A 25,200-nucleotide genomic window follows, 5' to 3' on the forward strand; every position below is an offset into this window, starting at 1 on the left:
TCGGTAAAAACGCCTGCGACTTTCTGGTCACAGACAAGCTTTTCGTGCCGAATCCAACTTTCTCACCCCGCAACGCAGCAAAAAAATTTCTTCTAATTAATTGATTCTACTTGGTAATTTCTGATTGGTTTATCGACCTCTCGGGAGTTCAAGACATTTCACTCGTTTGTGAAGGGTGCTTGGAAACGAATCCCTGCCAATTACGTTCTTAACACGTGAGGTTTTGAACTCGCGGGCAGGCGGATGACACAAATGTCCGACTGCATCAAAAAGGCGGCGGGAGGTTTGTATGAACCATTCGTTTTACAGTGCGGACCGAATGACACATTTGAAAATCGTCATCGTGGCGCTTGTTGCTGCTATCGCCGTCGCCGGCTTCAGCATTTCTGCGCGGCTTTCGGACAATGGCCTCACCCAGACCGCTCGCGCCACCGGTCCGGCAGTTAAGGCGAACAAGGCTGTGGTGCTGACCAGTTCGGATCAATCAGCGATCCGCTAACAAGGATTTACGAATTCACAAGGCTCTCTTCCCCGCCCCCCGAAGTCGCCTTGTGATTGCTCAGAAGACCCCAAGTCTGAGACCAGAAAACGCCCGCTCCCCACGGGCGTTTTTTGTTGCGCCGATTCTTGGATGTCAGCGAGGCAGTGCGGACGCCGGAAGCGCGGGTACGCTCTCAACCAGTTTGCCGGTATAGACGATCGGCCCTGTGGCCACACCGGTCGGCGAGCCACCTTCGGGCTCGAGGGTTACGGCATAGGTTGCCTTGTTGATCGTATCGGTATCGTACGCCGATAACGCAGGTCGGATCGTAAAATCGCTGCCGCCGATAACGCCGAGCGAGCGCGGTCGCGGCAATTTGTCAGACACCAGCCAAAGCTCATAGCTTTTGCCGGGTTCGGGCGCCGCGCCAACCTTGCGGACGGTGAAATTCTTCGTCGCGGTATCCACGGTGAGAATGAAGGCAGGTGCTGCGGCGTTCTGCTGGAGCACCGCAACGAACTGCGCAGCGGGTGCTGGAGCAGGCGCCGCTACTTCGACAATCTGGATCTGCGGCTTGATCCGTAGTTTCTCTGGCAGCAATTCCGGGCGATACGCCTGAAGCGCAATCACGCCGGCAAGCGATGCGGCGACCGCCGTCATCACCCATCCAAACGCCTGCCCGCCTCTCTTGCGGCCCTCCAACGGAACAACGTTCGACGGCTGAACGACAACCGGCTCGGGGACGATCTCCGGCATCTCGGCCGCGACAGGCGCTTCTGCCTGTGCATCGGCCGATGCTAGAGTAACAGCGGACTCGGGCATAACGGGTACAGGCACAACACCGGATTCAGGAATAACGACGGATTGCTCCGGCTGCTCGGGTGGCTGTGTTTGCTCGACAATCGTGATTGCCTGCTCCGGCTGCTCTGCGACGGGCTCCGGCTTGGGCTCCTCAACAACGACAGGTTGCGGTCCGACCAGACCGAGCGCCGCGCTGATATTGTCCCACAGGTGCGGCGGCGGCTCGATCGGAGCAACCATCTGGTGCAGCGGGCTCAGCTTGCGATCCCATGCATCAACCACTTCCATGAAGCCGTGATCGACGATCATCATGGTTTCGACAAGCGCGCGCTCATCAGCACTGAGAGTACCGAGCGCGTATTCCGCGGCGAGCGCGATATGGTCTTCGCTGTAGTTCATCTCATACCAATCGCAATCATCCCAAACCCAGGCATCCGCGAATTTCAATCATACTGCGCCGCAGCCACGTCTTGACCGTATTCAGCGGCGTGTTGAACTTCTCCGAAAGCTGTTCGCGGCTCCATCCGTTGTAGTAAGCCAGCAGCACCAGCTTTTGCCGCTCGGGATCAAGCTGCCCGATGCACTCCAGTATCCGCTTCAATTCTTCCGTCATTTCCCGGCGCGCGAGCGGGTCAGGGATATCGGACGCCACTTCCATGGCAACCGGCTCGTCTTCAATCGACGCCTCACTGCGCTTGCGCACCACATCAATGGCCCGGTTTCGGGCAATCGAAACCATCCACGTGATTGGAGAGGCCAGAGAGGGGTTGAACTGGCCAGCGCTATTCCAGATCTTCACGTAGGCTTCCTGGACAACCTCCTCCGCGAGGTCCTGACGCCTCAATATACGGAGGACCACACCGAAGAGTTTCGCTCGTGTGGCAGCATAGAGGCGCTCGAATGCAGCCTCATCCCCCTTCGCAACCGATGCGAGCAGCCAGATCAACTCAGCCGGCGTCAGCATTAATTTCCCTCAAAATACGTCGCTCCGGCGTATCCGGCAGGGTCGAAAATAAGACCCGCGATTTCGCCATCTCGTATCACATCTTGCCTGCGTGCGGTCCCGCCTTAATCAACTCCGGCCGCCGAAAGGCACGAAAAAGCAAACCCGGGCATTGCGGCCCGGGTTTCATATCACCGAAACATATCGCGAAAACCAGTACCTTTTGCGGTCACACTGGCGATCTGCGGCAATGAGGTCCCAAAAATTTCATCGGCCGCGCGGTCCGGCTCACCAAGCGCCGGCCCTGCCCCCTCAGGCCATCGCTCCGATTCGCGAACGCATCAAGCCGATACTGTCGAGATCGGCTTGTTCACGGGCGCTTTCCTCGGCGCGTTCACGCGCCTGATCGCGCTCGTCAAGAAGTTCAACCTTCTTGAGTTCCTCAAACGCCTCACCCAACACCGCCTTGGCATCCTCGAGCTGAACGCGCAGTTCGTCCGCCGAGCGGGTCAGGTTTTCGCGGCGCTGAATGGCTGCCTTGGCATAGGTAGGATAGGCGAAGTGCGTAGGATCGTTAATGCCGGCGCGCTCCTGCTCATGCTGGATTTCGCGCTCCAGATCGACCGACATGCGCTGGAAGTCAGCGATCATACCCTCGATCTGCGCAACCCTTCGGCGCTTCTCGTCGACCTGAAATTTTTTCAGGCGGATCAGCGTTTCACGTGACTTCATCGACTCGTACTCCCCAGAAGTCCCAATCAGAAACCGGGACGGAACCGGCACCCCCCCAAGGGCCCCTCCGGTCAAACACAGATGGCGGGATCATGGCGCGACAAAGTTAGCGTTCCGTTTCCAAGGTTTGCAGGATTTGCTCCAACTGCCGGTATCCCTCCCCGATTCCCGTGGATTCGTCCTTGGCCTGTCGCAGGAACGTCTCCAGCGGTTCGTGCAACCGGATGGCCTCATCGACCTCGGGGCTCGACCCGGCCCGATATGCGCCGAGCCTGATCAGTTCCTCCATGTCGGCGTAGGTCGCCATGACCTGGCGGGCCCGGGTCACACTCGGAAGAAAGGCTGGATCAGCGGACCGCGGCATGGTCCGGGACACGGACTTCAGAATATTGATGGCCGGATAGCGTCCGCGCTCGGCAATGGAGCGCTGCATGACAATGTGGCCGTCGAGGATGCCTCTGACGGCGTCAGCCACCGGCTCGTTATGATCGTCGCCATCCACCAGCACCGTGAAAATGCCAGTGATTGTCCCCTCGCCCATCCCGGGTCCCGCACGCTCCAGGAGTTTGGGCAGTTCGGTGAACACGGTCGGTGTGTAACCCTTGGCTGTCGGCGGCTCGCCGGCAGAAAGACCGATTTCACGCTGCGCCATCGCAAAGCGCGTGACCGAATCCATCATGCACATGACGTCCTTGTCTTCGTCGCGGAAATATTCCGCGATCGCCAAGGTCAGGTAAGCAGCCTGCCGTCGCATCAAGGCGGGTTCGTCGGACGTCGCCACCACCACCACCGAACGGGCCAACCCCTCCTCGCCGAGATCGTCCTGCAGAAATTCCTGCACCTCACGGCCACGTTCGCCGATCAGGCCGATCACCGAGACGTCCGCATCCACGTTGCGCGCCAGCATCGACAGCAGCACGGATTTGCCGACGCCCGAGCCGGCAAAGATGCCCATGCGCTGGCCGCGGCAGCAGGTCAGGAAGGTGTTGAGCGACCGCACGCCCAGATCAAGCGGCGCCCCGACGCGCTTGCGGGAATGCGCCGGCGGCGGAGCATTCCGGTAAGTCATCGGTGACGGGCCCTGGACCAAAGGCCCCTTGCCGTCGATCGGCTCGCCCATCGCATTGATGACGCGCCCGAGCCACGAGGCCGACGGGCGGACCTGACTGGCGGCATTGGCGATCACGGCACGGCAACCGCGCCTGACGCCCTCGAGTCCGGCGAACGGCATGACCACCGCATTGTTGCCGGTGAAGCCGATCACCTCACATGGGATGAAACGGTTGGTGCCGGTCTCGACTACGATGCGCGCGCCGACCGACATCGCATGGATCGGCCCGGCGATCTCGACCATGAGACCGCGCACGCCGACGACACGGCCATAAATATTGACGCCGTCGATGTCGGATATCTGTTCGGCGAGTGCCTTCATTGCGAAAACCTTAAGTTTCCGCGATTTCGCGGCGTCCCCTTAACCCTGTGTTTACCCGCATCGTTAATCATTGCGTCACTGTCTTTGATGACTGAGAGCGCTTGACCTTCAGAACGAAGGTGCGAGTCGCAGGAGTCGGTTAGGCCCGGCTCTTAATGTGGAACTTGAACGACAAGGCTACGAAAAGCTGCTTACCCGCAATATCTTAGTGCGATTCGACAAAAATTGCACGATAGAGCTTGCAGACACGAATCAGCATTTGTTAACCATATGTCGTCAGGATCCGAATCAGTTGTTCAAAGGCGTTTTTCCAGTGCCGCGAGTTGCGGCCGGCCTGACGCCCGGAGCGGCGACTATAGGGGACTGGCATGCGCGTATTGCTGATAGAAGATGACAGTGCAACAGCGCAGTCGATCGAGCTGATGCTCAAATCCGAGAGCTTTAACGTCTATACGACGGATCTCGGAGAAGAGGGCATCGATCTCGGAAAGCTTTATGATTACGACATCATTCTGCTCGACCTGAACCTCCCGGACATGTCCGGTTATGATGTTCTCAAGCAGTTGCGCGTGTCGAAGATCAAGACACCGATTCTGATCCTCTCCGGCCTCGCCGGCATCGAGGACAAGGTCAAGGGTCTCGGCGTCGGCGCCGACGACTACATGACCAAGCCTTTCCATAAGGACGAACTGGTCGCTCGCATCCACGCGATCGTCCGCCGTTCCAAGGGTCACGCCCAGTCGGTCATCCAGACCGGCGATCTGGTGGTCAATCTCGACACCAAGACCGTCGAAGTCGGTGGCCAGCGTGTCCACCTGACGGGCAAGGAATATCAGATGCTGGAGCTGCTCTCGCTCCGCAAGGGCACCACCCTCACCAAGGAGATGTTCCTCAATCATCTCTACGGCGGCATGGACGAGCCCGAACTGAAGATCATCGACGTGTTCATCTGCAAGCTGCGCAAGAAGCTTGCGAATGCATCGGAAGGCCGCAACTTCATCGAAACCGTCTGGGGCCGCGGCTACGTGCTGCGCGAACCGCACGAGGACGAAGTTCGCATTCCAGCCTGATACGGGTTGTACCGGAGCCTGTACGGCTCCACCTCCCAGACTGAACCCCCGCCGCAAATGGCGGGGTTTTTGTTTGGGAAAAAGGCGCAGTCCCGACAAGTTGCAGCCGGCTTTCGGCCATTTGCACGATAAGGCAAACCTGCGGCGAACTCCGGCCGATAAGGTGAAGCCAGGGCGGATAAGGCAGCCTCAAACCGCGAACTTCAGGACCACCCCCGCAGCCACGCACATCGCGCTGCGCGCCTCATTTGGCCTTCGGTGGCACGTTGGTCTTTTCGAGTGCCGCTCTCAGGCCGCTTGCCAGTTGCACCGCATTGTCGTTTGCCCAGAAGTGGATGAAGAACGTGCGGGGTTCGTCCATCAGCATATGATTGTGGATCGCGGTAACCTCGATGCCGTTCGACCGCAACGTGCCGATCAAAGGGTTCACCTCCTTGGCCAGTGCAATGAAGTCGCCCGTGATGGCGGCCTTGCCGTTTCCAGTTGGCTGGAAATTGATGGCATGCGCCGAACCCAGAGCGGCTGGCACAGCCATGCCACTGTCGCTGATGACGTCGGCGCGCGGCACGCCAAATTGATAGACGCCGCCCGTGGCACGGCCTTTGACCCCGATGGCCTCGTCAAGCTTTGCGGTATCGAGATCGAGCGCTGCAGGCGCACCCGTCGTCGCAGGAATGACCACGCCGGGAGTTTTGCTGAGCACCAGCGCATCGCGAATTGTCAGCGCCATCTTGACGGGATCGCCATGCCCGCCGATGTGCATGTAGAAGGTGGCGGGTGACGCGCGCAAAAGATGATTGTGAACTGCAGTCACTTCCATTCCGTCGGCGAGCACCCTGGCCATCACCGGGTTCACTTCGTTCTCGGTCAAAACGAGATCGCCCATCACCATGGCCTGATTTCCCATGGGCTTGAACGCGACCCAGCCGCCGAGCGCGAAAGCCGGCTTGATGGTGACGCCGTCGAGCGTCACATTGAGGTCCGTTCTGGGAAATCCGTAGCGATGGACATCTTGGATAACGGTTGCCGTACGTCCCAACACGTCATCGACTTGCTTCCAATCTAGTTCCTGGCCGTGCGCAGCAGTAACGAGCGTTGCACCCAACAGCACTAATCCGAGGGTCCGCATTGGTTTTCTCCGTCCGGTTTCATGTCCCAGCCCCGAACTTCTCGATACGAATGCGTAGCGTTACCCTTTCATCACGGCGATTGTGCCCGATCCGACGTCCATCAGATCATTCCAGCCACGTAAAGCAGCACTCCCGCCGACGCGCAGGCGGCCAGTGTCTGCAACATCCCCGCGTTGAAGCGAAAGATCGCAGTTGCCGCCGCGATCGAAAGAACGAGGGCCCACGGATCGACGCTCCTGAGTAGCGGAGCATCGAACGACAGCCCGAAACCATGCACCGGAAATGTTTCGCGAAAGACGGTGTGGACTGCAAACCAGATCGCAAGGTTGAGGATCACGCCGACCACTGCTGCGGTGATCGCAGACAGCGCGCCGGCGAGAGCCTTGTTCCCGCGCATGACCTCGATGAAGGGCGCTCCGAGAAAAATCCACAGGAAGCACGGTGTGAACGTCACCCACGTCGCCAGCAGCCCGCCGAGCGTTCCTGCGACCATGGGCGACAGCGTTCCGGGATCGCGAAAGGCCGCCATGAAGCCCACGAATTGAAGCACCATGATCAACGGACCAGGCGTGGTTTCCGCCATTCCGAGTCCATCGAGCATCTCGTGGGGCCGCAGCCAGTGATAATTTTCGACGGCCTGTTGAGCGACGTAAGCCAGCACCGCGTAAGCGCCCCCGAAGGTGACCATGGCCATCTTGCTGAAGAACACCGCGATCTGCGTAAATACGTTGTCCCCTCCAAGCAGCAGAAAGAGCAAGACCACGGGGATCAGCCACAGGAGCACCCAGACCGTCGCAACCCGCAACGAGCGGGCCACGGTGGGACGCGCATGATCGGGCATTTCATCGCCAAGCAATGCGTCGATCAGAGCCGTGGATTTCTTGCCGTCGTGTCCACCTCCTGCAGCAAATGCAGCAAGGCCGGCGCGACCACTGAAGAAACCGATCAGCCCGGCGGCGAGGATGATGACGGGGAACGGCACATTGAAGAAGAAAATTGCGATGAACGCCGCGGCCGCAAGCGCCTGCATGACCCTGTTCTTCAGTGCCCGTTTGCCAACCCGGAAAACGGCCTGGATCACAATCGCAAGCACCGCTGCCTTGAGGCCGAAGAACAACGCGGCGACAAATCCGACATTGCCGAAGGCGGCGTAGATATAGCTCAGCGCCATGATGGCGATGACGCCGGGAAGGATGAATAACCCGCCAGCGATAATGCCGCCGCGTGTGCGATGCATCAGCCAGCCGATGTAGGTGGCCAACTGTTGCGCCTCGGGACCGGGCAACAGCATGCAATAGTTGAGCGCGTGTAGGAATCGGTTCTCGGAAACCCAATGCTTCTCCTCGACCAGAATGCGGTGCATCACGGCGATCTGTCCGGCGGGACCGCCGAAGCTGAGCATGGCTATCCGGAGCCAGACCCAGAACGCTTCCGTCATCGTCGGAAAGCTCGGAGTATCCCGCCCGGCAGAAAGCGTGGACGTTGCCATCACCTCGGTCATGCCTTGATCTTCACCTTTGCCTTGTGAGACGGCCAATTGTGGGTCTCATCGGTTGCGTCCCGGCACCAACGATAAAAAGCGTCGTAGAGCGCCAAACCTGCCTCGAGCTGTTCGAGATCATCCGAGTACATCCGCGACAGGCCGAGCGACGCCGCGAGCAGACCTGCGGATTCCGGCGAGATGTCCAGACGCGCCGTATCCGCCGCTCGCACGATCGTAGCCAGACGTTTGAGAGGATCAGTATCGAGATTGAATTCCTCGATCATGACATCGAAGGTGCAGAGCTCTCCGCGATGACTCCAGAAAACATTCTCGATATCGAACGGCACTGCGGCGAAATTTTCCGCAACCGCTTCGACTTCCGGGGCAGCAACAAACAGGAAGATCGCGGAAGGATCAACAAAGCGCCGGATCAGCCATGGACACGCGATGCGGTCAATTTTCGGCCGCGCGCGGGTCACCCAAACAGTGCGCCCCTGCGGATCACGCGAAGGGATTTTCGAAACCGGGATCAAGGGAAGCTTCGCCTCCGCCCAAGCTTCATGACCGCCCTCGAGCACGTCGGCTGAAGCTCCGGCGTGGCGAAGCCATGCGGCCACGCCCTCGCTGAGCTTCCCGCCTCTCTTGCAGATGACAACGGTTGCGCTGCCGGAAAACTCAGCCGCCCAATCGGCGACTGATGCATGATCCCGGCGACGTGCGCCCGGAACGAATTGCGACTCGGCGGCAAAGTCCTCAGCGAGACGAACGTCGATGAGAATCGGGCACTTGGGCGTGCCGATCAGCCGGGCGAGTTTGTCGGGTGAGATCGAGTTGATGGAAGACATGGCGCGTCCCTCTTAAAAATGGACGCGATTCTTGGGCATGTCGCCTCGTGGGGAGATCGCTTCTTCATGGCCAATTTAGACCTCAGGGCCGATTGCTTGTCAACGGCAACACCGCCCGGTTGGGCGGCGCGGTCGCAGCCGGGAACAGCTCTGTTCCGGCTTAACGAACCTGCGGAGCAAAAGCTTTCATTCCGCCCGCCCCCATCGCAGGGGCCAGCGACGGCGACGATGTCCGCGCAGGATTCGGGGCATACACGCCGCGAAGGTCGGGACATGCCCGATACGCATCGGTCAGCCCGATGACAGTCTCTGCCGCGCCCAGGAAAAGGAAGCCGTCCGGCTCATTCACCCTTTGCATGCGGCCGAACACGTCGATCTTGGTCGGCTGATCGAAATAGATCAGCACGTTGCGGCAGAAAATGATGTCGAACACGCCGAAATGAGAAAAGTCCTGCAGCAGGTTGGCTTGCTGATAACGGACCATGGCGCGAATGTCGGGGTTGAGTTGCCAGACGTCGCCGACCTGCTTGAAATGTTTCACCAGCAGTTGAATCGGAAGTCCGCGCTGAACCTCGAACTGGCTGTAAATTCCGGCTTTCGCCTTTTCGAGAACTTCCAGCGACAAATCGGTCGCCACGATTTCCGCGCGCCAGCCGGCCGGCAGTGCATCTTTCAAAAGCATCGCGAGCGAATAAGGCTCCTGGCCCGTGGACGCCGCCGCGCACCAGATGCGGAGGCTGCGCCGGTTGGCGCGCACCTTCAGCAATTGGGGAAGAACCGTATCCCGCACATGATCGAACGGCACCTTGTCGCGAAAGAAAAACGTCTCGTTGGTGGTCATCGCCTCGACCACATCAACGATCAATGGCTCCACGCCGGTCTTGATCTTCTGAACCAGTTCACCGATGCCCGACAGGCCAGCCTTGCGGGCAAGTGGAAGCAACCGGCTTTCGATCAGATACTGCTTGTCGGACGACAGCAGCAATCCGGATCGATCCTTCAGAAGTTTGCGCAGAAACTCGTAATCCAGTGGCGTCACCCGCGAACTCCTGAAAACACTCGAACAACCTTGGGAGCGATCTGGTCGAGCGGCAGAACCGCTGCGCAGACCCCGGCATTGGCAACAGCACCCGGCATGCCCCACACGACACTGGTCGCCTCGTCCTGCGCAATCACATTGCCGCCGGCGGCCACGATGGCCTTGCCGCCCTGCGCGCCATCCGAGCCCATGCCGGTCAGCACCACAGCGAGGATCCCGGCCTGCCAGACCTCGGCGGCCGACGCGAACAACGGATCGACGGCCGGCTTGCAGAAATTGATCTGCGGCCCGTCATCGAGCGCGATCACCGGACCGGCGCCGGAACGCGCCACACGCATGTGGCGGCCACCCGGAGCGAGATAGATTGTCCCGGCCTTGACCGGCTCGCCGTCAATCGCCTCATGCGCCGGACGTCCGCTCGCACGCGTCAGATGCTCCGCGAGAATAGTCGTAAAGGTCGGCGGCATGTGTTGGGTGATGAGGACGGGATACTGGTCGATCACGGGTCCGATACCCGCTACCAGATTCATCAGCGCCTGCGGACCACCGGTGGACGAGCCGATCAGAAGCACGCGCGGAGCGACCGCGCTGAACGGCCGCATCATCAGCTTGGGCTGGACAACCGGCGGCATCGTGCCGGCCGACGTCCGCGGCAATGGCGCGCGCACCGGCTGTGCGGCCGGAGACAATGACGGACTAGCAACCACGACCGGACGGCGCAGCCGCGCGCCGAGATGGCGGATCTTCTCGATCAGGTCCCGCTTGAAGATGTCCGCGGCGGACATCTCGCGCGTACTCTCAGGCTTGGGAATGTAATCGGACGCACCCAGCGACAGCGCCCTGAAACTGATCTCCGCGTTTCTGCGGGTCAGCGTCGACGCCATGATGATGATGAGATTCCGCTTTTTCTCGAGCAGCAGCGGCAGCGCGGAAATGCCATCCATGTCCGGCATTTCAATATCCAGCACGACGACATCGGGATCGACACGCACAAGCTGGTTGACCGCATCCAGCCCTGTCCGGATCGAGGCTGCGACCGTCAGATCGGGCTCAGCCTCGATCCATCGGGAGATCAGCCCGCGGATGACGGCGGAATCATCCACCACCATGACGCGCAGTGGCTCGTGCCGCTGTGCGGACGAGCCGGGAGGAGTCAAGACTGCAACGCTCATGAGAAAACCAACTCTACGCAACCGAACGGCAACAACTTACGCAACTCAATCCGGATGCAGCGCCCGCAGGCGGCCGTTCCAGCGCAGAGCTTCAGATCAGACCGACCTCATGAAACTTCGCTGTCACGATTTCCTTGTCGAACGGCTTCATGATGTACTCATTGGCACCTGCATGGAGCGCACGGGCAATGTGAGCGACGTCGTTCTCGGTGGTGCAGAACACTACCTTCGGCTTGTCGCCACCCGGCATCATGCGCAGGTTGCGCAGGAACTCATAGCCATCCATGACCGGCATATTCCAGTCGAGCAGGACAGCATCCGGCATTCCGCGCTTGCAGACTTCCATGGCTTTCTCGCCGTCCTCGGCTTCGACGATCTGGAAATCCAGTCCCTCCAGGATACGCCGCGCGACCTTCCGGATGACGCTCGAATCGTCAACGATCAGACATGTTTTCATCTTAGCCTCTTTTCCCTCGGTGTCCGTGCGGGCCGACGATCACGGAACCTTACGCGTTACTTCCCGAATAATCTGTTAGGCCGCCATCATGTCCGGATTGATTTCCAGAACGCGGTCGACATCGAGAACCACCATCAATTGTCCGTCGAGCCGATGGACACCGCCTGCCATCTTCGCCATGCGCGGATCGAGATTGACCGGATTCACCTCGCGGCTGTCATCGGCGAGCTTGAGAACCTCGCCGATGCTGTCGATCAGCAGGCCATAGGATTCGCCGCGCAGATCCACGCCCACCGCCATTGGCGGCCGGCCGTCCTCGATCTTCGCCAGACCAAGGCGCGCGCGCATGTCGATCGCCGTGACGATCCTGCCGCGAAGATTGAGAACACCAGCGACATCTGCGGACGCCAGCGGCACCCGGGTCAGCCGCTCGGGCATGAAGACGTCCTGAACGCGCGAAATCGGCAGCCCGAACAATTGTCCGCCGATCATCGCCGTGACGTATTCGGTGATCCCGCGATCAGCGCCTTCAACATTTGCATCCATTGTCATGTTCCTTACGCCGCCTGCTTGACGTCAGCGGTCTGTTCTTTCAGGGCGGCGATCAATCCCGGCCGGTCGAATTTGGCGACGTAGTCATGGAATCCCGCCTGACGGCCACGCTCGATCGCCGCCGGAGAGACGACCGACGACAGCGCGATGATCGGCATCGATTCCATTCGCCGATCCGCACGGATCGCTTCGGCGAACTCGAAACCGTTCATCTCCGGCATCTCGATGTCGGTCAGCACGACGTCGAACGAATTGCCCGAACGCAGGGCCGCGAGCCCTTCCTGTCCGTTCTGCGCCACGGTCACGCGATAACCGGCGGCCTTCAGTACAGGCGCAAGCATGTTGCGGAAGAAAGCGGAGTCGTCGACCAGCAGAACGGTCTGAGCGGTCGCGGACAGACGCATTTCCTTGCGGCTGAACCAGTCGGCGAACGCCATCGGCAGGAAGTGTCCGACGTCGATCACCTCGGTCGCCTGCCCCTTCACCACGGCAGAACCGAGCACACCTTCCCGCGTGCTGGCCACTTCGATGCTCAACTGCTCCTCGACGATGTCGATGATCTCGTCGACCACGAGACCCATCGAGCGGCCGTCGTCGGCGAACACCAGGATCGGCTGAACGCCGCTCTCGCGAATCGTGACGCCTTCCATTTCGACCAGCGGCATCAACTGCTCGCGGTACTGAACCATGTGGCGGCCGTTCGAGAGCTCGATCTTGTCGACGGCGATCTCTTCAAGTCGTGTGACCAGCGCCAGCGGCACAGCCTTGGGCTGTGACGAGCCGGACCGGAACACCAGAAGCGACGTGAGCTGGACATCCGAATTCGCGCGCGCGGCGGCATTCTCGTCCGCGATTTCGCTGTGCGAAGCCGCCGCTGTGCCAAGCGACTGGGCAATGCCGTTCGGATCGATGATCATGATGACGGCGCCGTCACCGAGAATCGTGTTGCCCGAGAACATGCCGATATGGCGGAGCTTGGTGGACATCGGCTTGACGACGATTTCCTCGGTATGGAAAACGCCATCGACCACGATGCCGAACGTCTGGCTGCCGACCTGCGTCACCACGATGAAGCCGTTCTCCGGATCGATCGACGCACCGTCGTCGATCTTGAGCAGCTTCTTCAGATGCATCAGCGGCAGCAGCTTGTTACGCAGCCGCAGCACCGGCGTGTCCTTGATCCGCTCGATGCGATGATCGGAATTGGAGCGCGCGCGAACCAGCTCGACCACCGACAATTGCGGAATCGCGAAGCGGTCGCCGGCGGCTTCCACGATCAGCGCGGAGACGATCGCCAGCGTCAGCGGAATCTTGATGGTGAAGCTCGAGCCCTCGCCCGGCACCGACTTCACGTCGATGGTGCCGCCGATCTGGTCGATGTTGGTGCGCACGACGTCCATGCCGACGCCGCGGCCCGACACGCTCGTCACCGCCGCAGCCGTGAAGAAGCCCGGCGCGAAGATGAACTTGTGAACCTGCGCCTCGGTCATCTTTTCGACGTCGGCTTCGGTCACCAGACCGTTCTGCACGGCCTTTTGCTTGATGCGATCCGTGTTCAGGCCGCGTCCGTTGTCGGCGATGCAGATGATGATGTGACCGCCCTCATGATAGGCGGAAACGCGGATGGTGCCTTGCTCCGGCTTGCCGGCGGCGACGCGATCGGCGGTCGACTCAAGGCCGTGATCAGCCGAGTTGCGGACCATATGCGTCAGCGGGTCCTTGATCAGGTCGAGCACCTGGCGATCAAGCTCGGTATCCGCACCATGCATTTCGAGTTCGATCTGCTTGCCGAGTTCGCTCGACAGGTCGCGTACGATGCGCGGAAGCTTTTGCCAGGCGTTGCCGATCGGCTGCATCCGCGTCTTCATGACGCCTTCCTGCAACTCGGCGGTGACGTTGGAGAGCCGCTGCAGCGGCACCTTGAATTCAGAGTCCTCGTTGCGACGGCTGATCTCGAGCAACTGATTGCGGGTCAGCACCAGCTCGGATACCATAGTCATCAGGTGTTCAAGCGTATCGACGTTGACGCGAATGGACTGGTTGGCGATCTTGTCGCCCTCCGACGTCTCGTTCTCGATGACGGGCTTCCTCGGCTTCGCCGCAGCAGGCTTGGCAGCGGCAGGCTTGGGAGCCTCGGCTTTCGGAGCAGCCTGCTCAATGGGAGCGAGCGGCGGCGCCGGAATTTCCATCTCCGTTTCGCGGAACGCACGCTCGAGCTCATCCAGCGAGACCTCGCCGGGCCGCAATTCACGCTCAAGCGTCTGCGCGACAGCAGCACCCGCCGTCACTGGCTTCGCAGCGGCGGCTTCAGGTGCAGGTGCAGTCATAGCGGCCATGCCCTGCTCGACCATGTGGTGAAGCGCGTCGATCAGATCGACGTCGGCGCCTTCGGGCTCGGCTTCGGTTGCTTCAAGCTGGCCGAGAATTTCCTTGATGCGGTCGATCGTGCTCAGGATCAGCGTGACGGCCTCGCCGGTCACCGGCATTCCGTCACGGAATTTCCCCATCAGCGTCTCGGCTGCATGAGCCAGCGCTTCCAGGCGCGGCAATCCGAGAAAGCCGCAGGTCCCCTTGATGGTATGAACAAGCCGGAAAATATTATCGAGAATCTTCGCGTTGTTCGGATCCTGTTCGAAGCGAACCAACTGATTGTCGACGGTATCGAGACTCTCATTAGTTTCAGTCAGAAACTCACGCAGCAGATCGTCCATAAAATCAAGCCTCGCGCAAACGGGCACGCAACACACGCCTCCCGGAATGCACACAGTCTCGACGCAAAGCGTTTAATATTGGTTGAGCATTTGGAAAAGAACGCGCTGAATAAGACGCTAAGGCGTTCCCCCGGAGGATGGCGCCCCCGGGGATCGGTTCATTAAGAGTTTATGAAGATGCAGTTAGGAGGACGCGGTGAGGACGACAGCGTCCGTTTCAGCCGCGAGCGATACCTTTAGCCCGCATGCCTGCGCCAGCAGCGCCGTGTAATAGGGCTGGACGGCATGCGCCGAGACCGAGCCCGCATTGTCGAGATTCAATTGCGCTGCGACATTCTGCGGCTCACGTGCGTTGGCGCCGGCGGCACGAAGGAGAAATCCCATCGTATCCCCCTCGCCGATCGGATCGACGGTGAGTTCACCGCCGCGGGGAATGGCCTGCTGCGCGATGACGAACATGTTCAGCAGCAACTTGACGCGGTTCTTCGCCATCAGGACATGCGGCAAATTCCAAGTGATCTTGGTCTTTCCATCCTCAAGGTGATTGCGCGTCATCTTCTGGGCCTCGCCGAGATCAATCTGCGATCCGGCCGATCCTGCGGCTCCGTAAGCGATGCGGCAGAACTGCAGACGCGCCGAGGTCGATTTCGCGCTCTTGCGGATCAGATCGAGCGCGAACTCCTTGTCATCTTCCTTGTTGCTGCTGTCGAACACTTCGAGACCATTGACGATCGCGCCCACCGGGTTGATGAGATCGTGGCAGACACGCGAACACATCAATGCCGCGAGTTCGAGAGCATCGGGTGTAGGACCGGGAGTTGACGTGCCAGACATAGACTTCCTCGGATTTTTCAGGGATTTTTCGGCAGTTCCTGCGACCACGCACAAACGATGAGCCGCACCGTGCTGACGCGGCGAATCATACATGCTTTATGGTTTGATACACTGCGGTTGGCCCTGCGGCCACCAAGGCGCGACACGAACCACAGCGGATTGAAGGCCGATCTATGACCGAAATCTCCAGTCCCGCAATCGATCGTGACGCCGCGGCCCTCTTGATGGAGCCGTTGACGGATATCGTCGTGCAGGCCGGGGCTGCGATTCTCGCGGTCAGCCGCTCCACCATGCAGGTCACGGACAAATCCGACGGCTCTCCCGTTACCGAAGCGGATATGGCCGCCCACAGCATCATCTCGGAAGGCCTGAGCAAACTCGTGCCGAATGTTCCGACGTTGTCAGAGGAACGCACGGACTTGGCCGCACATCCTTACAGGAACAGCTTTTTCCTGGTTGACCCGCTGGACGGCACCAAGGAGTTTGTCGCCGGCCGCGACGAGTACACCGTCAATGTCGCGCTCATCACCCACGGCCAGCCACTGCTTGGAATTATCGCAGCGCCTGCCCTGGGGCTGATCTGGCGAGGGCTTGTGGGCCGGGGAGCAGAACGGCTGCTCGTAACCAAGGATGGCAAAGCCCGTGCTGGCCAGCCGATCCACACCCGTCGTCATCCCGGCCCCGGCGGGGCTTGGATCGTGGCCGTGAGCCGGTCTCACGGTGACAAGCGGACCGAAGCCTTTATCGCGGATCGGCCCGGAGCGATCCGGCAGGCTTTGGGTTCGGCGGTCAAGTTTGGTCGCATTGCCGAGGGGGGCGCTGATATCTACCCGCGACTGTCTCCGACGTCCGAATGGGACGTCGCCGCAGGCCATGCGATTGTGACGGCGGCCGGGGGCAAAATTACCGACAGCCGGGGCGCCGCCCTTTGCTTCGGGGAAGCCCGTGAGGACTTTCTGGTCCCCGAATTCATCGCCTGGGGCGACCCGAACGTGGCGGGCTAGTAGTCCGAGAGGGTCTCGAGCAGCGCCGGCCATCTGCCGCTGGCGTGTTTGAGGACGCCGTCCGGATCGGCCGCAAAGGCCGTCCGGTTGTCTTCACGGCTGAAGAGATACAGCCGTTCGCCCGAAATCAGCCAGAGCTGCGCCCGTCCCGCGACGGCCTTGCCCTGCGCCACATCGACGGGATCATAGCCGCCGAACCGGGGTCCGTAGATCTCCGGATGGGCGAGGAAAACCGCACGATTGGCATCGTTTCGAAAGCGCCAGACCGCACCGGCCTTGGACGCTTCGATCTCCGGCTCACCCTTCGTCGCCTCGGCGTCGGTGAAATAGGCCACGGGATCGAAACCATCGATGGCAAGACCGCTATGGCGGTTCATAACCACCCGTTCGGTGAGCCCTGCCCACGCCCCGGCGAACGGTCCGGCGGCGCTCACAGCCCCCGCCAATACCGCAACACAGGCAATTCTAAGGTGCCGCCCTTTATTTTCCTGCCGCCGTGCCGTCATAGTTGATGCTGATAAACAATCGAGTCGGGGACGTGGGACCGGAGCTTAAGCCGTTGCTTCTCAGCAAGGCGTTAAGCGATGGCTATGAAACTCGGCCATCTGGTGGTCCAAGGGGTTCTTTCATGACTTTCGCTTCGCGCATTGCGGCGCTGGTGTTTGCAGCGACGATTTCCCTGGCAATGCCGGCCTCTGCCCAGCAGCGAGCTGCGCCCAATAGCTATGGCCCCGACGAACTGGTCGGCGCGGGTCACCGGTTCTTCGGGAGCGTGTCCCGCGGGCTGGCATCGGTCATCGAGCGTGCGGTCAGCCAGTGGGGCCTGCCCAACGGCTACGTGCTCGGCGAGGAAGGCAGCGGCGCTTTCGTGGCCGGCCTGCGCTACGGCGAAGGTACACTCTATACCAAGAATGCCGGCGACCTGCGGGTCTACTGGCAGGGCCCGTCGGTCGGCTTCGACTGGGGCGGCGACGGCGCACGCACCATGGTGCTGGTCTACAAACTGCCCGCGACCGACGCGATCTACCAGCGCTTCGCCGGCATCGACGGTTCGGCCTACATCATCGGCGGCTTCGGCATGACGGCGCTGACGGCGAACGGCATCGTGCTGGTCCCGATCCGGTCGGGAGTGGGTCTGCGCCTCGGCGCCAATATCGGCTATCTGAAGTTCACCCCCCGCGCGACCTGGAATCCCTTCTGATCCCCGGGCCGGACCGTCACTGACGGCCATCGGATTCACGTTAACGCGCTGTCCCGCTAGCTTTTTCCCCGCTCGCCGTGGCATGGTGAATTGGGCAATTTTGACGCAGGGGTCACGCATATGGTCGAACCGATCATGTATTTGGCGATCGGTTTTCTGGTCTCGATGTTGTTCGGTCTGATGATCGTGCCGCTGGTGCATAACCGTGCGGTGCGGCTGACGACAAAACGTCTTGAGGCGGCAACGCCGCTGTCGATGGCCGAGATTCAGGCCGACAAGGACCAGCTGCGCGCCGAATTCGCGATGTCCGCGCGCCGGCTCGAAATGAGCGTCGAGCAGCTCAAGAACAAGACCTCAAGCCAGCTCGCCGAACTCGGCAAGAAATCGGACGCGATCAACCGGCTGAAAATCGAACTCGGCGAAAAAAATGCCGCGATTTTCGCGCTGGAAGCGCGCGAGAAAGGGCTGAAGGATCAGCTGCGCGCGACGGAAGAAGAATTCAACGTCAAGACGCAATCCTTGCGCACGGCCGAGCAACAACTGGCCGGCAAGCAGGCCGACCTTGGCAAGCTCAACAGCGAACTGTCCCAGAGCTCGATGACGGCGGAAAGCCGCCAGATCGAACTGCTCGCGGTTCGCAGCCAGATCGAAGCCCTGCAAACCCGGGTCAACGACGCCGAGAAGGAAGTCACCAGCAGCCAGCAGCGCCTGACAGATCACCGTAACGAAGCGGAGATCGCGACACGCGAACTGAGCGACGCGCGCGGCAAGGTCGAGAATCTGAGCGGACGGGTCGGTGACCTCGATCGGCAACTGGTCGTACAGACCAAGGAAACCGAAATGCTCTCCACCCGCGTCACCGATCTTGAAAACCGGTTGGCGCTGCAGGGCAAGATCCTCGCCGAGCGCGAATACGAGAACAATCTGCTTCGCCAGCAGGCCGAAGCCGCAAAACAGACCGAGCAGAAACTGCGCGAGGATATGGCAGGCGGCCCGGGCAACTCGAGCGCGATGGACAAGCTTCGCGCGGAGAAGACGGCGCTGGAAGAACAGCTCACCGTCGCCCGCGACGAACGCGCCAAGCTTCAGCGCGATATCAACCTCATTCAGCAGCAGGCCGAAAGCTCATGGTCCACCGAGCGCATGGAAAATGCGCTGCTGCGGGAGCGCATCAACGACATCGCCGCCGAGGTCGCAAAGCTCGCGGTGACGCTGGAAGGTCCAGACTCGCCGATCGAGGCCATCCTGGCATCGGAAGAGCAGAAGCCGGCCATCAGCGCCATCGTCAAAGCGACGACCGCGAACGGCACGGCCCCCAACGGCACGGCGCCGAACGGGGCCACCACAGAGGCACGCGGAACGCTGGCCGAGCGGATCCGGGCGCTGCAGGCACATGCCTCACGGGCCCGCCAGCCGGGTTAGCGCGTGATCCGCCGAAGTGTGAGCGGTTCGGCGACAAGATCGCGCCTCAATTCATGATTTGAGCCGAATTCTTGCACGTACGGGCTGCCTGCGCTTGACACCCCTACCCCTGCTTCCGTAAATCCCGGGCTTGCACGATCATTATCGGTCGTTCCCGGGCGCATAGCTCAGCGGGAGAGCGTTCCCTTCACACGGGAGAGGTCCAAGGTTCGATCCCTTGTGCGCCCACCATTGATCGTCCAAACACCAAGCGACATCAGCATCTGCGTAGTGCGAAGGTCAGTCGAAGGCGGCCTTGACGGTGTCGTACTTGACCCCAAGCGTCGTGCCGAGACCATTCACTGCCGCAACAATTGCAACAGCGATACCCGTCGCGATCAAGGCGTACTCGATCGACGTCGCAGCCGTTTCATCTCGAATAAAATCAACCACCATCTTCATGGGCTCAACCTCGTTGCAATTCTTGCACATGATCGCCGCGCCGGGCGACCGTCTTGACAGGCCACGGCTAACCTAGCGGCAAGAAGCTGCTGAAGACTTAACTAAACCTTTCCATGATACCGACGCGCCTCGCCGCACGGGATGCCCGCATCCGCAGATATCTCCGTCAATACCGTCATCGCGTAGGGTTAGACATCAAATCTCGGCTGACTTCAGAGCGAGCAGCGCCAGCAGCTTCATACGCTCCGGATCGCGCTCGCCTTGCGACGCAAGCTCGATGATATTCTTCGCCAGCGCCTGGACCCGTGACGATCCCACCGGAAACGGCAAAGTTTCGACGGCCTCTTCAAAGGCCTGCGTCATCGTCGCGATAATGTCCGGACTGAAAGACGAGCCCTGAAAAACATGCATATCGGGAAACCTGGCAAGACTTCATGTCCGTCTTCAACGCTGAAGACTTGCGCAGGGTTCCAGTCGTCGTCGTTACATTACGACTTCGATCAGCCGCGGCCCCTTCTCACGCACCGAATTGGTCAGCACGTTCGAAAAATCCTCGGCGGTCGTAACCGATTGGGCCGGCACGCCCATGCCCTTCGCCAGCGACACCCAGTCGAGCGCAGGATTGTCGAGGTTGAGCATGTCGAGCGCCTTGCGTCCCGGCTCGCCCGCATCGACGCCTGCGAACTCACCCTTCAGGATCTGATAGGTGCGATTGGCGAAAACGATCGTGGTGACATCGAGCTTTTCGCGCGCCTGCGTCCACAGCGACTGCAGCGTGTACATCGCACTGCCATCGCCGACCATGCAGATGACCTTGCGATCGGGACACGCGACCGCCGCACCGGTTGCGACCGGTGTCGAGAAGCCGATCGAGCCGCCCATGTTCTGCAGCCAGTCGTGCGGAGCCGCTGCCGCCGTCGGCGGAAAGAATCCGCGCCCTGTGGTGATCGATTCATCGACCACGATGGCGTTCTCCGGAATCGCCATGGCAATCGCCTGCGCGATGGATGCATACGTCAGCGCGCCGGTGGGTTTGGCCAGTTCGACAAGCTGCTGCGGTTTCGCGTCGCCTGCCTTGGCGCCGAGCGCATCGGCCAGCGCATGCAGTGCGGCGACCGAATTCTCGCCGGCTTCGCACATGCGATGAACCTCGCAGCCTTCCGGCTTGAGCAGGCTCGGCTTGTTCGGATAGGCAAAGAACGCCACCGGATCGTTGGTTTCGACCAGAACGATGTGCCGGAAATTCTTCAGGATCGGCAGCGCCTGCTCGATCACATAGGGAATACGGTCGATGGAAAAACGCCCGCGTCCCCGCGCCATGCGCGGATTGTAGGTCTGGCCCATCACCTTGCATCCGGTCTTGCCGGCAATGCGCGCGGCCAGCGCGAGTCCCTCTTCGGTCAACGCCCTGCCTGTCAGCAACAGCAACGTCTGCTCGCCGCTGCGCAGAACGCGCGCGGCTTCGTCGACTGCCTTTGGCGAATAGCTGGCGCGCTGCGAGTCCGCGGGCACCTGCGCGATGCCGTCGGCTTCGTTCCAGGCCGTATCGGCCGGCAGAATGAGCGTCGCGATCTGTCCGGGATGGCTCCTCGCCGCCGCGATCGCGGCGGCGCCATCGCGTGCAATGGATTTCGAATCCGGCGAGGTGCGAACCCAGGCCGACATCGGCCGGGCGAGACCTTCGATATCCGACGTCAGCGGCGCGTTATACTCGATGTGATAGGTCGCATGCTGTCCGACGATGTTGACGATGCCGGAATGTGCCTTCTTGGCATTGTGCAAATTGGCGAGACCGTTGGCGAGGCCGGGTCCCAGATGCAGCAGTGTCGATGCCGGCTTTCCAGCCATCCGGTAATACCCGTCGGCTGCGCCGGTCACGACGCCTTCGAACAGCCCGAGCACGCATCGCATACCGTCGACCCGGTCCAGCGCGGCGACAAAGTGCATCTCCGATGTGCCCGGGTTGGTGAAGCAGACATTCACATCGCCCGCGACCAATGTTCGCACCAGGCTTTCCGCACCATTCATCATTTCACTCCCGTTCGAGATTTTTTGTTGTATCGCCGTTAGATCAACCATCCTTATGACAGTTCTTCAAAGCCTGCGGTAGTTTGGATCGGCGGCGCGACCGTGCACGCAAGGCATGTCTCGCGGAAGTCACGCCTCAGGCAGATAATGAACTGTAGCGAAGCCATTCACGCGTCCGTGGGTTGCGAAAGCAGGCAAATTGTGGCCTTTCTCGCGGGTTCGTGGCACCTGTAATCCGGATGCGTCCCCCGGTTCGCCAATATTTCCCGCCCCTGTCTGACGATCTCCTGCGAGGATTCTAATGACGCGACTTTTGACCGTAATTTTTACCGCAGCGACTTTGCTCGGCGGCACCAGCTTTGCGATGGCCGACGTGGAGTTCAACCCGTTACTTCAGCTTTTTGGCGGTGGTGGAATGAGCGGCGGGTCTGGCCCGATTCCGCGCACCACGGTCGGCTTCCAGGGCAATTACGCGCCGGGCACGATCATTATCGATACCAAGGAGCGCCGCCTGTATCTGGTTCAGGAGGGCGGCCGGGCCTTGCGTTACGGCATCGGTGTCGGCCGCGACGGCTTCCGCTGGGGTGGAGTTCATCGCGTCACCGCGAAGAAGGAATGGCCGAGCTGGACGCCGCCGGCGCAGATGTTGCGCCGCCGTCCGGACCTGCCGCGGCACATGGTCGGCGGGCCGGACAATCCACTCGGCGCGCGCGCCCTGTATCTGGGATCGACCCTCTACCGCATTCACGGCTCCAACGAGCCTGAGACGATTGGTCAGGCCGTCTCGTCGGGCTGTTTCCGCATGGTCAATGACGACGTCATCGACCTGTACAACCGGGTACGGGTGGGCGCGACGGTCATCGTCAGGAACTAGAGCCGAGCCGAGCGGTACCATCCGCCCGCAACACCCACCAGTTCAAAGGCCGGCCCCTCGTGGCCGGCCTTGTCGTTTTATCGCCAGCCTGCGACCGATTCCCTTGCACGACGCCACTGTGACGGCTAGCTCAATTGCAATGGACACATCCTCGACAATGCGGTGGCTGACATCTGGCATCGCCGCCACAGCGGGTTGCCTCGCGCTCAGCACCGCGCTGTTGCCGCCGGCCTTTGCGGAAACATCCAGCATCAGCGCCCGCCAGCGCAGCGAAAAGAAGGTCTTCACCGACAGTCAGATCATCGACGGCTTCATGAAAACGGCATTCGGCGCAGAGTATCATCTCGCCGGCCGCGTCGACCGTATCCGCAAATACCAGGTGCCGGTACGCATCTTTATCGATGGCTCAACCCGCGCCGACCGGAAAACGCAGATCGGCAAGGTTGTCGGCGACATCGCCATGCGGGTGCAGCACCTCGACATCGCGATGGCCGAGAACCGCGACGACGCCAATACCATCATCACGCTGGTCCGCGATCGCGATCTGCAGAAAACGATCACGTCGTTCTACGGCGCGGAGAAAGCCAAGGAAATCCATGACTCGCTGGACCCGCAATGCCTGTCCGGATTTCGCAAGAATGAAGATTACGAGATCCAGCGCTCGGATGTGATCCTCACCGTGGATAACGGCGACTTCGTGTTTCTCGATTGCGCCTATGAGGAATTGCTGCAGTCACTTGGGCCGATCAACGACACGGACACCGTGCCGTGGACGATGTTCAACGATCAGGTCTCGATGGGATTCTTCGACATCTACGACCAGTACATCCTGAACATTCTCTACGACCCGCGCATCAAGGCCGGCATGACCGTCGAGGAAGTTCGCGCCCTGCTGCCCGCGATCCTGCCTGATGTACGGAAGTGGGTCGCCAAGGTGAACCACCTGCCGTCGCGATAGGCTTGCTTGGGCGCTTCTGCTGTCCGGCAGATACTGCCGTCCAATCTGTCATTGCGAGGAGCACTTGCGACGAAGCAATCCAGTCTTGCTTGTTGCTTCTGGATTGCTTCGCTTCGCTCGCAACGACGCCGACGGACGGTCGACGCCCTCACGCCGTCTTTTCAAACAGCTCACGTCCGATCAGCATGCGGCGGATTTCGCTGGTGCCGGCGCCGATCTCGTAGAGCTTCGCGTCGCGCAGCAGCCGCCCGGTCGGGTAATCGTTGATGTATCCGTTGCCGCCAAGCAACTGGATCGCATCCAGCGCACACTGCGTCGCGCGTTCCGCCGCATAGAGGATCGCGCCTGCGGCATCCTCGCGGGTGGTCTCACCGCGATCGCAAGCCTTCGCGACCGCATAGACATAGGCGCGCGAAGCATTCATCGCCACATACATGTCGGCGACTTTTCCCTGCACGAGCTGGAAGCTGCCGATCGGCTCGCCGAACTGCTTGCGCTCGTGAACATAGGGCATCACCACATCGAGACACGCTTGCATGATGCCGAGCGGCCCGGCCGCCAGCACGGCGCGCTCGTAGTCGAGGCCGGACATCAGCACGTTGACGCCACGGCCGACGTGACCCAGCACATTCTCTTCCGGGACTTCGCAATCCTCAAACACCAGTTCGGCGGTGTCCGACCCGCGCATACCGAGCTTGTCCAGCTTTTGAGCTGTCGAGAATCCCTTCATGCCCTTTTCGATCAGAAACGCGGTCATGCCGCGTGGCCCGGCAGCCGGATCGGTCTTGGCATAAACCACCAGCGTCTCGGCAATCGGCCCGTTGGTGATCCACATCTTGTTGCCGTTGATGACGTACCGGTCACCCTTCTTCTCGGCACGAGTCTTCATCGACACCACGTCCGATCCGGCGCCTGGCTCCGACATCGCCAGCGCGCCGACGTGCTCGCCGGAAATCAGCTTCGGGAGATACTTTCGCTTTTGAGCTTCGTTGCCGTTGCGCCGGATCTGGTTGACGCACAGATTCGAATGCGCGCCGTAGGACAAGCCCACCGACGCCGAGCCGCGTGAGATTTCCTCCAACGCGATGCAATGCTCCAGATAGCCGAGCCCAGAGCCGCCGTACTCTTCCTCAACGGTGATCCCGTGCAAACCGAGTGCACCGAGCTTGGGCCAGAGGTCGCGCGGGAACTGATTGCTCTTGTCGATCTCGTCGGCGCGCGGCGCGATTTCGTTCGCGGAGAAATCACGAACGGTTTCGCGGATCGCATCCGCCGTCTCGCCGAGATCGAAATTGAACATACTATGCGCGTTCGGAATCATCAGAGTCTCTCCCAGGATCTAGTGGTCCGATTCTAACATCCGCATCCTGTTTCAGCAGGCATTCTTGCGAAGGTTAGAATCGACGGACCACCAGTAAATACAAGTTTCTAGTGGAGTTTGGATTTGACATTCGCTTTACGAGTTTGCCGCCCGTCGGGTAGCGAATGCCAATCCAAACTCCACTGGCTCGCGACGAGCCAACCGTTATTGGGCCAGACAATGCCACGGGCAGGTTGCGGGGAGAAGAGAAAGAAGCACCGGAACATCCC

General features: G+C 60.7%; 25 protein-coding genes and 1 tRNA gene. 8 read left to right on the top strand and 18 right to left on the bottom strand.

Annotated elements, in window-relative coordinates; translation table 11 throughout:
- Window positions 1-289 precede the first annotated feature (289 nt).
- Window positions 290-499 (top strand): hypothetical protein, encoded by a 210-nt coding sequence (locus tag BN32_RS21695; RefSeq protein WP_019195910.1) that lies wholly within the window; start codon window positions 290-292, stop codon window positions 497-499.
- Window positions 500-634: 135 nt separating this feature from the next.
- Here BN32_RS21695 and BN32_RS21700 read toward each other — a convergent pair whose 3' ends face one another.
- The 4 genes from BN32_RS21700 to fliI all read right to left on the bottom strand — a co-directional run bounded on the left by BN32_RS21700 (window position 635) and on the right by fliI (window position 4,389).
- On the bottom strand, window positions 635-1,681 hold the full coding sequence (locus tag BN32_RS21700) for an anti-sigma factor (protein ID WP_019195909.1): 1,047 nt from the start codon (window positions 1,679-1,681) through the stop codon (window positions 635-637).
- 16 nt (window positions 1,682-1,697) lie between these two features.
- The gene (locus BN32_RS21705; RefSeq protein ID WP_019195908.1) at window positions 1,698-2,246 is read right to left on the bottom strand and encodes a sigma-70 family RNA polymerase sigma factor; all 549 of its coding nucleotides are present in this window, start codon (window positions 2,244-2,246) and stop codon (window positions 1,698-1,700) included.
- Between the two features lie 291 nt (window positions 2,247-2,537).
- A complete protein-coding gene (gene fliJ / locus BN32_RS21710) occupies window positions 2,538-2,957 on the bottom strand; it encodes a flagellar export protein FliJ (RefSeq protein WP_002713080.1) in 420 nt (139 codons plus the stop codon).
- Between the two features lie 106 nt (window positions 2,958-3,063).
- The gene (fliI, locus tag BN32_RS21715; RefSeq protein WP_019195907.1) at window positions 3,064-4,389 is read right to left on the bottom strand and encodes a flagellar protein export ATPase FliI; all 1,326 of its coding nucleotides are present in this window, start codon (window positions 4,387-4,389) and stop codon (window positions 3,064-3,066) included.
- A gap of 368 nt (window positions 4,390-4,757) precedes the next feature.
- On the opposite strand from fliI, the gene ctrA reads away from it, so the two are divergent.
- Window positions 4,758-5,459 (top strand): response regulator transcription factor CtrA, encoded by a 702-nt coding sequence (gene ctrA / locus BN32_RS21720; protein ID WP_019195906.1) that lies wholly within the window; start codon window positions 4,758-4,760, stop codon window positions 5,457-5,459.
- 244 nt (window positions 5,460-5,703) lie between these two features.
- Here the strand turns inward: ctrA and BN32_RS21725 are convergent, their stop codons facing one another.
- The 9 genes from BN32_RS21725 to chpT form a co-directional block, all read right to left on the bottom strand.
- Window positions 5,704-6,588 (bottom strand): DUF1259 domain-containing protein, encoded by an 885-nt coding sequence (locus BN32_RS21725; protein ID WP_019195905.1) that lies wholly within the window; start codon window positions 6,586-6,588, stop codon window positions 5,704-5,706.
- Window positions 6,589-6,689: 101 nt separating this feature from the next.
- Window positions 6,690-8,090, bottom strand: coding sequence for a chromate efflux transporter (gene chrA, locus BN32_RS21730; protein ID WP_019195904.1), 1,401 nt, complete (start codon window positions 8,088-8,090; stop codon window positions 6,690-6,692).
- Entirely contained in the window at window positions 8,087-8,917 is an 831-nt protein-coding gene (locus BN32_RS21735; RefSeq protein ID WP_019195903.1) for a chromate resistance protein ChrB domain-containing protein, read from the bottom strand. The genes chrA and BN32_RS21735 overlap by 4 nt, the downstream gene beginning before the upstream one ends.
- 160 nt (window positions 8,918-9,077) lie before the next feature.
- Window positions 9,078-9,956, bottom strand: a complete 879-nt coding sequence (locus tag BN32_RS21740) for a CheR family methyltransferase (RefSeq protein ID WP_019195902.1) — start codon at window positions 9,954-9,956, stop codon at window positions 9,078-9,080.
- Complete coding sequence (locus BN32_RS21745; protein WP_019195901.1) at window positions 9,953-11,128, bottom strand: protein-glutamate methylesterase/protein-glutamine glutaminase; 1,176 nt, start codon at window positions 11,126-11,128, stop codon at window positions 9,953-9,955. The genes BN32_RS21740 and BN32_RS21745 overlap by 4 nt, the downstream gene beginning before the upstream one ends.
- Window positions 11,129-11,219: 91 nt before the next feature.
- Window positions 11,220-11,585 (bottom strand): response regulator, encoded by a 366-nt coding sequence (locus BN32_RS21750; protein WP_019195900.1) that lies wholly within the window; start codon window positions 11,583-11,585, stop codon window positions 11,220-11,222.
- A gap of 75 nt (window positions 11,586-11,660) precedes the next feature.
- The gene (locus tag BN32_RS21755) at window positions 11,661-12,131 is read right to left on the bottom strand and encodes a chemotaxis protein CheW (RefSeq protein ID WP_019195899.1); all 471 of its coding nucleotides are present in this window, start codon (window positions 12,129-12,131) and stop codon (window positions 11,661-11,663) included.
- Between the two features lie 11 nt (window positions 12,132-12,142).
- Window positions 12,143-14,848 carry a hybrid sensor histidine kinase/response regulator gene (locus BN32_RS21760; RefSeq protein WP_019195898.1) on the bottom strand — a complete coding sequence of 902 codons (2,706 nt, stop codon included), beginning with the start codon at window positions 14,846-14,848 and terminating at the stop codon, window positions 12,143-12,145.
- Between the two features lie 183 nt (window positions 14,849-15,031).
- A complete protein-coding gene (gene chpT / locus BN32_RS21765; protein WP_040427191.1) occupies window positions 15,032-15,682 on the bottom strand; it encodes a histidine phosphotransferase ChpT in 651 nt (216 codons plus the stop codon).
- Between the two features lie 173 nt (window positions 15,683-15,855).
- On the opposite strand from chpT, the gene cysQ reads away from it, so the two are divergent.
- Entirely contained in the window at window positions 15,856-16,686 is an 831-nt protein-coding gene (gene cysQ, locus BN32_RS21770) for a 3'(2'),5'-bisphosphate nucleotidase CysQ (RefSeq protein ID WP_019195896.1), read from the top strand.
- On the opposite strand, the gene BN32_RS21775 is transcribed toward cysQ, so the two are convergent.
- Entirely contained in the window at window positions 16,683-17,192 is a 510-nt protein-coding gene (locus BN32_RS21775) for a YHS domain-containing (seleno)protein (RefSeq protein WP_040427193.1), read from the bottom strand. The genes cysQ and BN32_RS21775 overlap by 4 nt on opposite strands.
- A 122-nt stretch (window positions 17,193-17,314) precedes the next feature.
- Here BN32_RS21775 and BN32_RS21780 point away from each other — a divergent pair, with 122 nt between their 5' ends.
- The 3 genes from BN32_RS21780 (at window position 17,315) to BN32_RS21790 (ending at window position 19,540) form a co-directional block, all read left to right on the top strand.
- Window positions 17,315-17,887 (top strand): DUF1134 domain-containing protein, encoded by a 573-nt coding sequence (locus BN32_RS21780; protein ID WP_019195894.1) that lies wholly within the window; start codon window positions 17,315-17,317, stop codon window positions 17,885-17,887.
- Window positions 17,888-18,007: 120 nt separating this feature from the next.
- Window positions 18,008-19,309, top strand: a complete 1,302-nt coding sequence (locus tag BN32_RS21785) for a coiled-coil domain-containing protein (protein ID WP_019195893.1) — start codon at window positions 18,008-18,010, stop codon at window positions 19,307-19,309.
- Between the two features lie 156 nt (window positions 19,310-19,465).
- Window positions 19,466-19,540: transfer RNA gene (locus tag BN32_RS21790), tRNA-Val, on the top strand.
- 48 nt (window positions 19,541-19,588) lie between these two features.
- Here BN32_RS21790 and BN32_RS21795 read toward each other — a convergent pair.
- From BN32_RS21795 to BN32_RS21805, 3 genes are all read right to left on the bottom strand, one after another.
- The gene (locus BN32_RS21795; protein ID WP_040427436.1) at window positions 19,589-19,750 is read right to left on the bottom strand and encodes a Flp family type IVb pilin; all 162 of its coding nucleotides are present in this window, start codon (window positions 19,748-19,750) and stop codon (window positions 19,589-19,591) included.
- Between the two features lie 195 nt (window positions 19,751-19,945).
- The gene (locus BN32_RS21800) at window positions 19,946-20,161 is read right to left on the bottom strand and encodes a hypothetical protein (RefSeq protein ID WP_019195891.1); all 216 of its coding nucleotides are present in this window, start codon (window positions 20,159-20,161) and stop codon (window positions 19,946-19,948) included.
- Window positions 20,162-20,233: 72 nt separating this feature from the next.
- On the bottom strand, window positions 20,234-21,778 hold the full coding sequence (locus BN32_RS21805; protein WP_040427438.1) for an acetolactate synthase large subunit: 1,545 nt from the start codon (window positions 21,776-21,778) through the stop codon (window positions 20,234-20,236).
- Window positions 21,779-22,079: 301 nt separating this feature from the next.
- Here BN32_RS21805 and BN32_RS21810 point away from each other — a divergent pair, with 301 nt between their 5' ends.
- A complete protein-coding gene (locus BN32_RS21810; RefSeq protein WP_019195889.1) occupies window positions 22,080-22,652 on the top strand; it encodes a L,D-transpeptidase in 573 nt (190 codons plus the stop codon).
- A 157-nt stretch (window positions 22,653-22,809) separates the two neighbouring features.
- Window positions 22,810-23,610, top strand: a complete 801-nt coding sequence (locus tag BN32_RS21815; protein WP_019195888.1) for a DUF2927 domain-containing protein — start codon at window positions 22,810-22,812, stop codon at window positions 23,608-23,610.
- Between the two features lie 148 nt (window positions 23,611-23,758).
- Here BN32_RS21815 and BN32_RS21820 read toward each other — a convergent pair whose 3' ends face one another.
- Window positions 23,759-24,931 (bottom strand): isovaleryl-CoA dehydrogenase, encoded by a 1,173-nt coding sequence (locus tag BN32_RS21820; RefSeq protein ID WP_019195887.1) that lies wholly within the window; start codon window positions 24,929-24,931, stop codon window positions 23,759-23,761.
- Window positions 24,932-25,200 lie beyond the last annotated feature (269 nt).

This window comes from Afipia birgiae 34632, from assembly GCF_000308295.2.
Classification (GTDB): Bacteria; Pseudomonadota; Alphaproteobacteria; order Rhizobiales; family Xanthobacteraceae; genus Afipia; species Afipia birgiae.

Excerpts from the sequence above, each read along its gene's own strand:
- BN32_RS21695 (WP_019195910.1), top strand. The coding sequence starts at position 290 with ATGAACCATTCGTTTTACAGTGCGGACCGAATGACACATTTGAAAATC.
- BN32_RS21700 (WP_019195909.1), bottom strand. The coding sequence starts at position 1,681 with ATGAACTACAGCGAAGACCATATCGCGCTCGCCGCGGAATACGCGCTC.
- BN32_RS21705 (WP_019195908.1), bottom strand. The coding sequence starts at position 2,246 with ATGCTGACGCCGGCTGAGTTGATCTGGCTGCTCGCATCGGTTGCGAAG.
- fliJ (WP_002713080.1), bottom strand. The coding sequence starts at position 2,957 with ATGAAGTCACGTGAAACGCTGATCCGCCTGAAAAAATTTCAGGTCGAC.
- fliI (WP_019195907.1), bottom strand. The coding sequence starts at position 4,389 with ATGAAGGCACTCGCCGAACAGATATCCGACATCGACGGCGTCAATATT.
- ctrA (WP_019195906.1), top strand. The coding sequence starts at position 4,758 with ATGCGCGTATTGCTGATAGAAGATGACAGTGCAACAGCGCAGTCGATC.
- BN32_RS21725 (WP_019195905.1), bottom strand. The coding sequence starts at position 6,588 with ATGCGGACCCTCGGATTAGTGCTGTTGGGTGCAACGCTCGTTACTGCT.
- chrA (WP_019195904.1), bottom strand. The coding sequence starts at position 8,090 with ATGACCGAGGTGATGGCAACGTCCACGCTTTCTGCCGGGCGGGATACT.
- BN32_RS21735 (WP_019195903.1), bottom strand. The coding sequence starts at position 8,917 with ATGTCTTCCATCAACTCGATCTCACCCGACAAACTCGCCCGGCTGATC.
- BN32_RS21745 (WP_019195901.1), bottom strand. The coding sequence starts at position 11,128 with ATGAGCGTTGCAGTCTTGACTCCTCCCGGCTCGTCCGCACAGCGGCAC.
- BN32_RS21750 (WP_019195900.1), bottom strand. The coding sequence starts at position 11,585 with ATGAAAACATGTCTGATCGTTGACGATTCGAGCGTCATCCGGAAGGTC.
- BN32_RS21755 (WP_019195899.1), bottom strand. The coding sequence starts at position 12,131 with ATGGATGCAAATGTTGAAGGCGCTGATCGCGGGATCACCGAATACGTC.
- BN32_RS21760 (WP_019195898.1), bottom strand. The coding sequence starts at position 14,848 with ATGGACGATCTGCTGCGTGAGTTTCTGACTGAAACTAATGAGAGTCTC.
- chpT (WP_040427191.1), bottom strand. The coding sequence starts at position 15,682 with ATGTCTGGCACGTCAACTCCCGGTCCTACACCCGATGCTCTCGAACTC.
- cysQ (WP_019195896.1), top strand. The coding sequence starts at position 15,856 with ATGACCGAAATCTCCAGTCCCGCAATCGATCGTGACGCCGCGGCCCTC.
- BN32_RS21775 (WP_040427193.1), bottom strand. The coding sequence starts at position 17,192 with ATGACGGCACGGCGGCAGGAAAATAAAGGGCGGCACCTTAGAATTGCC.
- BN32_RS21780 (WP_019195894.1), top strand. The coding sequence starts at position 17,315 with ATGACTTTCGCTTCGCGCATTGCGGCGCTGGTGTTTGCAGCGACGATT.
- BN32_RS21785 (WP_019195893.1), top strand. The coding sequence starts at position 18,008 with ATGGTCGAACCGATCATGTATTTGGCGATCGGTTTTCTGGTCTCGATG.
- BN32_RS21795 (WP_040427436.1), bottom strand. The coding sequence starts at position 19,750 with ATGAAGATGGTGGTTGATTTTATTCGAGATGAAACGGCTGCGACGTCG.
- BN32_RS21800 (WP_019195891.1), bottom strand. The coding sequence starts at position 20,161 with ATGCATGTTTTTCAGGGCTCGTCTTTCAGTCCGGACATTATCGCGACG.
- BN32_RS21805 (WP_040427438.1), bottom strand. The coding sequence starts at position 21,778 with ATGAATGGTGCGGAAAGCCTGGTGCGAACATTGGTCGCGGGCGATGTG.
- BN32_RS21810 (WP_019195889.1), top strand. The coding sequence starts at position 22,080 with ATGACGCGACTTTTGACCGTAATTTTTACCGCAGCGACTTTGCTCGGC.
- BN32_RS21815 (WP_019195888.1), top strand. The coding sequence starts at position 22,810 with ATGCGGTGGCTGACATCTGGCATCGCCGCCACAGCGGGTTGCCTCGCG.
- BN32_RS21820 (WP_019195887.1), bottom strand. The coding sequence starts at position 24,931 with ATGATTCCGAACGCGCATAGTATGTTCAATTTCGATCTCGGCGAGACG.